This window comes from Caballeronia cordobensis (assembly GCF_001544575.2).
GTDB classification, from domain to species: domain Bacteria; phylum Pseudomonadota; class Gammaproteobacteria; order Burkholderiales; family Burkholderiaceae; genus Caballeronia; species Caballeronia cordobensis.
The window spans coordinates 1-9529 of record NZ_FCNY02000049.1 but is presented as its reverse complement, the minus strand read 5'-3'; the positions used below and the strand labels follow the sequence as shown (position 1 = coordinate 9529).

Sequence of the window (9529 nt, the reverse complement as noted above, 5' to 3'; positions counted from 1 at the left end):
CACGATCCGGACAAGCGTTCGATCGCCAACGCGCTTACCGTCGAGTTCAATGACGGCACGAAGCTCGATGAAATCGCAGTCGAGTATCCGATCGGTCACAAGCGCCGGCGCGCCGACGGCATTCCGCTGCTCGTCGAGAAGTTCAAGACGAACCTCGCACGCCGGTTCCCGCAGAAGCAACAGCAGGCGATCCTCGCGGTGTCGCTCGATCAGGCAAAGCTCGAAGCGATGCCGGTCAATGAATATGTCGATCTGTATGTGATTTGAACCCAGCAGCGCAATTTCCTCGTTAAGCCTCAAGGAAAATAAACATGGCCCACAATCTCCACAATACGCTCAAGGAATTCGACAGCGGTTCCGGCAAAGCCAAGTTCTACTCGCTGCCGCAACTCGGCGATGCGCTGAAGGTCAAGCTCCAGCGTCTGCCCGTTTCGATCCGTCTGGTGCTCGAATCGGTGCTGCGCAACTACGACGGCAAGAAGATTTCCGAGGAGCACATCGAGCAACTGGCGAACTGGAAGCCGAATGCGGCGCGCGTCGATGAAATTCCGTTCGTCGTTGCGCGTGTGGTGCTGCAGGATTTCACCGGCGTACCGCTGCTCGCCGATATCGCCGCCATGCGCGGCGTCGCGAAGCGCGCGGGCAAGGATCCGAAGGCGATCGAGCCGCTCGTGCCGGTGGACCTCGTGGTCGATCACTCGGTGCAGATCGATCACTTCCGCGAACCGAACGCGCTCGATCTGAACATGAAGCTGGAATTCCAGCGCAACAACGAGCGCTACCAGTTCATGAAGTGGGGCATGCAGGCGTTCGATACGTTCAAGGTCGTGCCGCCGGGCGTCGGCATCGTGCACCAGGTGAACCTCGAATATCTCGCGCGCGGCGTGCACAAGAAGGACGGCGTTTATTATCCGGACACGCTCGTCGGCACGGATTCGCACACGACGATGATTAACGGCATCGGCGTGGTGGGCTGGGGCGTGGGCGGCATCGAAGCGGAAGCGGGCATGCTTGGCCAGCCGGTGTACTTCCTGACGCCGGATGTGGTCGGCGTCGAGCTGAAGGGCAAGCTGCGCGAAGGCTGCACGGCCACCGACCTCGTGCTCACGATCACCGAAATGCTGCGCAAGGAGAAGGTCGTCGGCAAGTTCGTCGAGTTCTTCGGCGAAGGCACGGCGTCGATCGCGGTGCCGGACCGCGCGACCATCGGCAACATGGCGCCCGAGTACGGCGCGACCATGGGCTTCTTCCCGGTCGACGAAAAGACCATCGACTACTTCAAGGGCACGGGCCGCACCGACGCGGAAATCGCCGCGTTCGAGCAGTATTTCAAGGCACAGAAGCTCTGGGGCGTGCCGAAGGCCGGCGACATCGACTACACCAAGACGCTCACGCTGGATCTCGGCACGGTCGCGCCGTCGCTCGCGGGTCCGAAGCGTCCGCAGGACCGCATCGAAATCGGCAATGTGAAGAGCACCTTCGTGGACCTGTTCTCGAAGCCGGTCGGCGAAAACGGCTTCAACAAGAAGGCCGCCGAGCTCGAATCGACCTACCGCACGAGCGATGGCGTCGATGTGAAGAACGGCGACGTGCTGATCGCGGCGATCACCTCGTGCACGAACACGTCGAACCCGAGCGTGCTGCTCGCGGCCGGCCTGCTCGCGAAGAAGGCCGTCGAAGCCGGCCTGACCGTTGCGCCGCACATCAAGACGTCGCTCGCGCCGGGATCGCGCATCGTCACGGAATATCTGACGAAGACGAACCTGCTGCAGTATCTCGACAAACTCGGCTTCACGCTCGCCGCCTACGGCTGCACGACGTGCATCGGCAACGCGGGCGACCTGACACAGGGGCTGAACGACGCGATCACGAAGAACGATATCGTGGCGGCGGCTGTGCTGTCGGGCAACCGCAACTTCGAGGCGCGCATTCACCCGAACATCCGCGCGAACTTCCTCGCCTCGCCGCCGCTCGTCGTCGCGTATGCGATCGCGGGCAACATCACGCGCGATCTGATGACCGAGCCGGTCGGCAAGGGCACCGGCGGCCGCGACATCTATCTCGGCGATATCTGGCCGACGAGCGAAGAAGTGCATGCGCTGCTGAAGTACGCGCTGGATGCGAAGGCGTTCCGCGAAAACTACTCGCAGCTCACGAAGGAGGGCGATCTGTGGAGCAAGATCGAAGGCGAAAGCGGTCAGGTGTATGACTGGCCGAAATCGACGTACATCGCCGAGCCGCCCTTCTTCGGCCACGACTTCTCGATGAAGCCGTCCGACTCCATTCCCGCGGTGCAAGGCGCGCGCGCGCTCGGCATCTTCGGCGATTCGGTGACGACGGACCACATCAGCCCGGCGGGCTCGATCAAGGAAACCTCGCCGGCGGGCGTGTGGCTGAAGGCGAACGGCGTGCAGAAGGCCGACTTCAACAGCTACGGCTCGCGCCGCGGCAACCACGACGTGATGATGCGCGGCACGTTCGCGAACGTGCGTATCAAGAATCTGATGATTCCGGCGAACGCGGACGGCACGCGCGTCGAAGGCGGCCTGACGATTCATCAGCCGAGCGGCGAACAACTGTCGATTTACGACGCTGCGATGAAGTACATCGACGCCGGCACGCAAACCGTCATCTTCGCCGGTGAAGAGTACGGCACGGGTTCGTCGCGCGACTGGGCGGCGAAGGGCACGCAACTGCTCGGCGTGAAAGCCGTGGTCGCGCGCAGCTTCGAGCGTATCCATCGCTCGAACCTCGTCGGCATGGGCGTGCTGCCGCTGCAGTTCAAGGGCGCCGACAGCGTGCAGTCGCTCAACATTACGGGCGAAGAGACGTACGACATCGAAGGGCTCGGCGACGACTTCAAGCCGCAGCAGGAAGTCACGCTCGTGATCCATCGCAAGGACGGCAAGGAAGATCGCGTGCAGGTGCTGCTGCGTATCGATACGCCGATCGAAGTCGATTACTACAAGCACGGCGGGATTCTGCCGTTCGTGCTGCGCTCGCTGCTCGCGGCGTAAGTAGCCTGTTGCAGGTGACTGCGCTCGAAAGAGCGCAGGAACATTGAACCCGGCCGTGGCCGGGTTTTTTTTCGGCTCTACGCTTTGGAAATCGCAATCTGCGACGACGGCGTGCGGCGCGCGAACCATGCGCGCACGATCTCAGCCAACCGTTGCGCGCCCGCGCGCGACGAATCGGACGCTATCGAAAACCAGCTCGCGTCCGCCGTTCCGCTGACCCAGATCGTCGTGTACGGCTTCAGTTCGACGGTTGCGCCCGCGCTCAGCCAGTGATCGTCGGCAACGCCTTCGATCGTCAGCCAGATTTGCCCGCGCGTGACGCGCAGCGTCTGAGGCCGGTCGATCACCCAGCGCGTCGGCGCATCGCGCCGGTCGAGTTCGAAAGTACGGATCTCACGCATGATGCTGCTCCTCATTGATCGAGTGGCCGCAGGGTACGAGGTGACCGCAGCCGTTGAGCATATTATTCGACCGATTCCGAACACCTTGAATGAACACTTCTGCACAGTTGTGATGGAACTGTTAAGCTAAAATCACTGAACAGTTAGTGTCCCGGTGTGGGTTGTGTACACTATGAGAAGAGCCCCGATAGCCATCTGGACAGGCTTGACGGCGGTTTTCGGATGCGTTCGAATGTCCGTCATGACAGCGGCGAACAGCAAAAGCCAACTGTTCACTCATTCCGACAGAACACTTAAAACACGATGAACGCACTTCCCCTTCACATCGATGGCGGCACCGGCGTGCCGCTGACCGAGCAGATCGTCACCCAGATCGAGGCGATGATCCGCTCGCGCCGTGTACTGGCGGGTGCGAAGCTGCCGTCGATCCGCCAACTGGCCGCCGAGCAGCACATCAGCCGCTTTCCGGTCATCGAGGCGTATGACCGGCTCGCCTCGCGCGGGCTGATTCAGCCGAAGCACGGCTCGGGCTTTTACGTGGCGGATCATGTCGAAGACCATGACGGCAAGACGGGCAACTGCGACCCGCGCCTCGCGGAAGAAGAATCGAACCAGATTCTTCAGCAATTCAACTATCCCGGCGAGACGCTGAAGCTGTCGAGCGGGTTTCTTCCCGAAGCCTGGCGCGACGTGGACGGGCTCACGCAGGCGATCCGGCAGGTATCGCGCGTCGATGTGTCGAGCGTGATCGACTATGCCCTTCCCCACGGCGACGCCAATCTGCGCCAGCAGATCGCGATGCGCATCAACGCGCTCGGCATCGACGCCGATTTGCCGAACGTGATGATCACGAGCGGCGCGAGTCAGGCCTTCGATCTCATCGTGCGTTACATGCTGAAGCCGGGCGATACGGTGTTCGTCGAAGATCCCGGTTACTACAATCTGTTCGGCTTGCTGAAGCTGCAAGGCGTGCGGCTCGTTGGCGTGCCGCGGCTCGCGAACGGGCCCGATGTCGATGTCGCCGAGGCGTTGCTCAAGCAGCATCAGCCGAAGCTCTTCTTCCTGAATACCGTGTTTCAGAACCCGACCGCGACGAACATCGCGCCGCAGGTCGCGTTCAAGCTGCTGCAACTCGCGACGCAGCACGGTTTCACGATTGTCGAAGACGATATCTACGCCGACTTCCAGGCCGTGCCGACGCAACGGCTCGCCTCGCTCGATCAGCTCGATCGCGTGATTTATGTGGGCGGGTTGTCGAAGACGCTGTCCTCATCGCTGCGCATCGGCTATCTCGTGGCAAATCGCGAGCTCGTCAAGCATCTCGTCGACGTGAAGGTGCTGACGAGTCTGGGCGGTTCGCGCTTCGCGGAGAGTGTCGCGGCGAGCCTGCTGGAACGCGGCACGTATCGCAAGTATCTGGAGCGTTTGCGCAAGCGGGTGCGCGATTCGCTGTCGAGCGCCGTGCAGACGCTGGAAGCGTACGGATGGGATGTGTTCGACGAGCCGAGCGGCGGCAACTTCGTCTGGGCCAAAGTGCCGGGCATCGAGGATTCGGCCCTGCTCGTCGAAGAAGCCGTGAAGTTCGGCGTGACGCTCGCGCCGGGCAGCTATTGCCGTCCGGACGGCGACGCGTGTCCGTGGGTGCGCATCAACTCGGCCTATGCGGGCGACCGGCGCGCGACGCGCTTTTTCGAGCACATGCAGGAAGCCGCGGTCGCGCGCGCATAGTCACCGCTTACATCGGCGGCACGACGCCATCCTTCTCCACGACGATGCGCTGTGCCGCGAAGTCCGATCCCGCCGGGGTCGCCACGACGAACACCTTCTTGCCGGGCTTCAGGTCGTCGTGCGTCGCGGGCGCGAAGGTCACGACGGGCACGTTCTCCGGCACCGTCACCGCATTCGATCCGCCCTTGTACGACAGCTTCAGGTCGCGGCCGCTCGTGCCCTGCACGACCTGATCGACGTTCGCGTTGGTCATCGAACTCTGCGGGCCGAGGTCCCATGCATAGTGGCCTTCGCCCGTGCCGCGCGCGGCTTCGGGGAACACGAGCACTTCGGTCGCGGTGAGCTTGCCGTCCGTGCCGGTCGTTGCGGCCGTGCCGACGAACGAGCCCGGCTTGATGTCCTGGAGCTTGATGTTCTTCAGCGCGGTCACGGGCGTGTCGGCCTTGACGGCGATCTTCACCGTGTCGCCGCTGCGCCGATGCACCGTGAGCGTATCGCCGGTCAACGACACGATATCGCCGCGAATGCGCGCGGGCTTTGCTGCGGGCGTCTGAGCGAAGGCCGCCGAAGCGAGGGCGAGCGTCACCATGCTGACACCGAGTTTCATGCGAATCGACATGTGTTCTCCTTGGTTGGATGTGAAGCGAAGTGATGGATCATGAACCGCCGAACCAGTTGTAGCCCTGGTTCTCCCAATAGCCGCCGGGATAGTCGTTCGTCACGGTAACCGCGACGATATGTTTCGGGTTCTTGTAGCCGAGCTTGGTCGGCATGCGCAGCTTCATCGGAAAGCCGTATTTCGGCGGCAGGATCTGGCCGTCGTAGGTAAGCGTGAGCAGCGTCTGCGCGTGCAGCGCGGTCGGCATGTCGATGCTCGTCGAGTAGTTGTCGGCGCAATGAAAGGCCACGTACTTCGCGCTCGTATCGGCGCCGGCGCGCGCGAGGACCTGCGCGAAGCGAACGCCGCCCCACTTGCCGATCGCGCTCCAGCCTTCGATGCAGATATGCCGCGTCACCTGGCTTTCCTGCGGCATCGCGTGGAGTTCGTCGAGCGTCCAGACGCGCTTGCCCTTCACGAGTCCGCCGATTTGCAGCTTGTAGGTCGATGGATCGACTTCAGGCACTTCGTCGATGTCATAGAACGCGTTGAACGGAAACGGCCGCGTGATCATCGACTCGGGATACGTCGGCGCGAGCTTGTTCGGATCGAACAGCAGCGCCTGCACGTCGTCGTTGAAGGACGAAATGCGGCGCAGCATCGCGTTGACGGATTTGTCGTCGGTGATATTGCAGCCGGACAACATCGCGAGGCCGCCGAGCGAAAGAATGCGCTTGCCGAATAAACGGCGCGCCGGAGCCTTTAATTCCTTCGCGGCATCCTTGATGATGAGCTCGGCATCGGGTCTCGACTTGAATAGCTTGAGCGACATGGGCTTAACGACCTCGAATCATCAGCACGAGCGAACGCGGCACGAGCGCGACCATCGCGATGTGCACGACAAAGAACGCGACCAGAAAACTCATGCCGAAAAAGTGCACGACACGCGCGCTGTCGTAACCGCCCATCAGCGCGCGCAGCAAGGGGAACTGCACGGACTTCCATACCGCGAGCCCGGACAGGATCACGATCGCGATGTCCACGATCACCGCGAGATACGCGAACTTCTGCACGGCGTTGTAGTGCGTGAGATCGTCGTGGCCGAGCTTGCCGCGCAGGGCGTCGAAGGCGTCGGTAAAAATGCTTTTGATGGACAGCGGAAACATGCGGCGGCGCAGGCGGCCCGTGAAGAGATTCATCGCGAGATAGACGATGAAGTTCGCGACCAGCAGCCACATTGCCGCGAAGTGCCATTGCAGCGCGCCGCCGAGCCAGCCGCCGAGCGTGATGGCGGGCGCGAAGGTCAGCGACTTGAATATGGGCGATGCGTTGTAGATCTGCCAGCCGCTCGTCACCATGATCAACACGGCGAACGCGTTGAGCCAGTGTGTGATGCGCAGCCATAGCGGTTGTACTTGCACGTCGGGCCTCGCATAGTGGAAGACGATGTGCTGGGCATGGTAGCGGCGCGCCTCTGTTCGATCGATGACCTCTCGATGACTTTTTTGTCATCTTTCGCGGGACGTGTGCCTGCTCTGGCTAGAATGTGGGCAATTCATCGAACGCAGCGCCAGCATGACCATCCTCGTGATCGAAGACGACCGCAAGACCGGCGACTACCTGAAAAAAGGGCTTATCGAGTCCGGTTATCAGGTCGAACTCGTGCGCAACGGCACGGATGGACTGCATCAGGCGCTCGCGAACAACTATGAGCTGATCGTGCTCGACGTGATGCTGCCGGGCATCGACGGCTGGCAGATCATGTCGGCCTTGCGCGCGAAACGTGACTTGCCTGTCATTTTTCTCACGGCGCGCGATCATGTCACCGATCGCATTCACGGCCTCGAACTCGGCGCGGACGATTATCTCGTCAAGCCGTTCTCTTTCACCGAACTCGTGCTGCGCATCCGCACGCTTTTACGGCGCGGCGTGATGCGCGAATCGGACACGTTTCAGATTGCCGATCTTCATGTCGATGTGCTGCGTCGCAAAGTGACGCGTCAAGGCACCGATATCGCGCTGACGAACAAGGAGTTCGCGCTGCTGCATCTCTTCTGCAAGCATCAGGGCGAAGCGCTTTCGCGCACGCTGATCGCCTCGGAAGTGTGGGACATGAACTTCGACAGCGACACGAACGTCGTGGATGTCGCGGTGAAGCGCCTGCGCGCGAAGATCGACAATCCGTTCGATCTGAAGCTGATTCACACGGTGCGCAGCATCGGTTATTCGTTCGGGGAGAATCCTTGAACCGGCCGTCGCGTTCGCTTGCGGTACGCATCGCGCTGTCGTTTGCGGTGATCGTGTGCATCGTCGTCGGCATGGTCGGCGCGTCGCTGTATCACGCGACGAATCTCGCGCTGTCCACGCGCGCGGATTATCAACTGATCGGACGCGTCGAGCATTTCCGCTCGCTGCTGCACGATCTCTATACGATCAAGGAAATCGAGGCACGCCCGAGGCTCTTCGAGACGATGCTCGGCGACCGGCAGGACGTCATCATTTTTCGCCGCGCGGGCGCTGCGCCTTTCATCAACGTCGATCCGGAGCAACTGCCTTTGCCGCCGCTTCACGCCGTGCCCGTGACGCGGCCCATCGGCCTCGATGATCTATACGAAGGCTCGCGCGCGGATGGCGTGCGCATGCGCTGGGTCGGCGCTCAGGCGCGAATCGGCGAGAGCGGCGAAGTCGTGGAAATCATCGCCGCGCACGTGATGACGCAGGAAGCGCATGTCTTGTCGGTGTATCTATGGCGTGTGTGGGTCAACGTGATCGGCGCGGTCGTGGTCACGTTGCTGCTCGCGTGGTGGGTCACGAGCCGCGGACTGTTGCCGCTCAAATCGATGGCGGATAAAGCCGCGGAGATCACGCCGAATCAGTTGTCTGCGCGGCTCGATGTGGCGCATGCGCCTGCCGAATTGCAGAGCCTCGCCGCATCGTTCAACGCGATGCTCGATCGTCTGGAGCACGGTTATGAGCGTCTGCTGCAATTCTCGGCGGATCTCGCGCACGAACTGCGCACGCCCATCGGCGTGTTGATCGGTGAAACGCAGGTCACGCTCGCGCACGAGCGCAGCGTCGCGGAATATCGCAATGTGCTCGAATCGAATCTGGAGGAACTGGAGCGGCTCGCGCGCATCGCGCAGAACATTCTTTTCCTCGCGCAGGCGGATCATGGGCCGCAGCGCATCGAGCGCGAACACCTCGATATTCGCGAGGAGCTCGAAACTATTTGCACTTACTTCGAAGGCATCGCCGACGAGCGCCGCATCACGTTCGATATCGATGCGAGTGGCGAGATGGTTGCGAATGCGATCATGTGCCGAAGGGCGATCGGCAATGTCGTCGTCAATGCGGTGCGGTATGCGGCGGCGGGAAGCGTCGTGCGGGTCGAAGGCCGTGTGGATGCGGGGGGCGCTGTTGTCGTGGTGGGGAATCGGCTCGACGTTCGCATCGGGGAGGAGGAGCTTGGCAAGCTTTTCGATCGCTTTTATCGCGGTGATGCGGCGCGGAGTGAATTTACCGAGTCTAGCGGGTTGGGGTTGTCGATTGTGCAGGCCATCATGAGGTTGCATGGCGGTCATGTGACCGCTGACTGCACTCGCGATGACTGGATCGAGTTTTCTTTGTGGTTTCCTGTTTGAGGGTTTTTTGGTTTTTGTTTTGGGTGGAACTTGCTTTGTTGTCGGTCTATTAGCACTGCCCCTCCCCGGGGCGGGGGTAACTTTCTTTGCTGCTGCAAAGAAAGTCACCAAAGAAAGCAGCTTTCTCACCGCCCGCGGTCACAC

At 61.6% G+C, this 9529-nt stretch carries 9 protein-coding genes and 1 pseudogene; 6 read left to right on the top strand and 4 right to left on the bottom strand.

Translation table 11 applies throughout. The features are described 5' to 3' along the window. Together prpD and acnA are read left to right on the top strand one after the other, a co-directional pair. Positions 1-267, top strand: a pseudogene (prpD, locus tag AWB70_RS37840) (2-methylcitrate dehydratase); the annotation flags it as partial. Positions 268-311: 44 nt separating this feature from the next. Continuing rightward, positions 312-3017 (top strand): aconitate hydratase AcnA, encoded by a 2706-nt coding sequence (gene acnA / locus AWB70_RS37835; RefSeq protein ID WP_014251435.1) that lies wholly within the window; start codon positions 312-314, stop codon positions 3015-3017. A gap of 77 nt (positions 3018-3094) precedes the next feature. Here the strand turns inward: acnA and AWB70_RS37830 are convergent, their stop codons facing one another. Beyond that, the gene (locus tag AWB70_RS37830) at positions 3095-3418 is read right to left on the bottom strand and encodes a DUF2917 domain-containing protein (protein WP_014251436.1); all 324 of its coding nucleotides are present in this window, start codon (positions 3416-3418) and stop codon (positions 3095-3097) included. 303 nt (positions 3419-3721) lie between these two features. Here AWB70_RS37830 and AWB70_RS37825 point away from each other — a divergent pair, with 303 nt between their 5' ends. Next, positions 3722-5146, top strand: coding sequence for an aminotransferase-like domain-containing protein (locus tag AWB70_RS37825; RefSeq protein WP_045455201.1), 1425 nt, complete (start codon positions 3722-3724; stop codon positions 5144-5146). Between the two features lie 7 nt (positions 5147-5153). Here AWB70_RS37825 and AWB70_RS37820 read toward each other — a convergent pair whose 3' ends face one another. The 3 genes from AWB70_RS37820 to AWB70_RS37810 are packed head-to-tail and all read right to left on the bottom strand — an operon-like array spanning position 5154 to position 7165. Then, positions 5154-5765: a hypothetical protein gene (locus AWB70_RS37820; protein ID WP_045455204.1), complete on the bottom strand. Its 612-nt coding sequence runs from the start codon at positions 5763-5765 to the stop codon at positions 5154-5156. A 37-nt stretch (positions 5766-5802) separates the two neighbouring features. After that, the gene (locus AWB70_RS37815; protein WP_053569640.1) at positions 5803-6576 is read right to left on the bottom strand and encodes a molybdopterin-dependent oxidoreductase; all 774 of its coding nucleotides are present in this window, start codon (positions 6574-6576) and stop codon (positions 5803-5805) included. A 4-nt stretch (positions 6577-6580) separates the two neighbouring features. Further along, the gene (locus tag AWB70_RS37810) at positions 6581-7165 is read right to left on the bottom strand and encodes a cytochrome b/b6 domain-containing protein (protein ID WP_014251440.1); all 585 of its coding nucleotides are present in this window, start codon (positions 7163-7165) and stop codon (positions 6581-6583) included. Positions 7166-7319: 154 nt separating this feature from the next. On the opposite strand from AWB70_RS37810, the gene AWB70_RS37805 reads away from it, so the two are divergent. From AWB70_RS37805 to AWB70_RS39480, 3 genes are all read left to right on the top strand, one after another. Beyond that, positions 7320-7991, top strand: coding sequence for a heavy metal response regulator transcription factor (locus AWB70_RS37805; protein WP_014251441.1), 672 nt, complete (start codon positions 7320-7322; stop codon positions 7989-7991). Next, the gene (locus AWB70_RS37800) at positions 7988-9385 is read left to right on the top strand and encodes a heavy metal sensor histidine kinase (RefSeq protein ID WP_053569641.1); all 1398 of its coding nucleotides are present in this window, start codon (positions 7988-7990) and stop codon (positions 9383-9385) included. Before AWB70_RS37805 ends, AWB70_RS37800 begins: the two co-directional genes overlap by 4 nt. Continuing rightward, the coding region (locus AWB70_RS39480) for a hypothetical protein (RefSeq protein WP_235024436.1) at positions 9348-9529 on the top strand (182 nt) is incomplete at its 3' end. The genes AWB70_RS37800 and AWB70_RS39480, both read left to right, overlap by 38 nt.

What these genes read in the sequence shown, in the direction of transcription:
- AWB70_RS37815 (WP_053569640.1), bottom strand. Translation starts at nt 6,576, where the DNA reads ATGTCGCTCAAGCTATTCAAGTCGAGACCCGATGCCGAGCTCATCATC.
- AWB70_RS37825 (WP_045455201.1), top strand. Translation starts at nt 3,722, where the DNA reads ATGAACGCACTTCCCCTTCACATCGATGGCGGCACCGGCGTGCCGCTG.
- acnA (WP_014251435.1), top strand. Translation starts at nt 312, where the DNA reads ATGGCCCACAATCTCCACAATACGCTCAAGGAATTCGACAGCGGTTCC.
- AWB70_RS37805 (WP_014251441.1), top strand. Translation starts at nt 7,320, where the DNA reads ATGACCATCCTCGTGATCGAAGACGACCGCAAGACCGGCGACTACCTG.
- AWB70_RS37830 (WP_014251436.1), bottom strand. Translation starts at nt 3,418, where the DNA reads ATGCGTGAGATCCGTACTTTCGAACTCGACCGGCGCGATGCGCCGACG.
- AWB70_RS37820 (WP_045455204.1), bottom strand. Translation starts at nt 5,765, where the DNA reads ATGTCGATTCGCATGAAACTCGGTGTCAGCATGGTGACGCTCGCCCTC.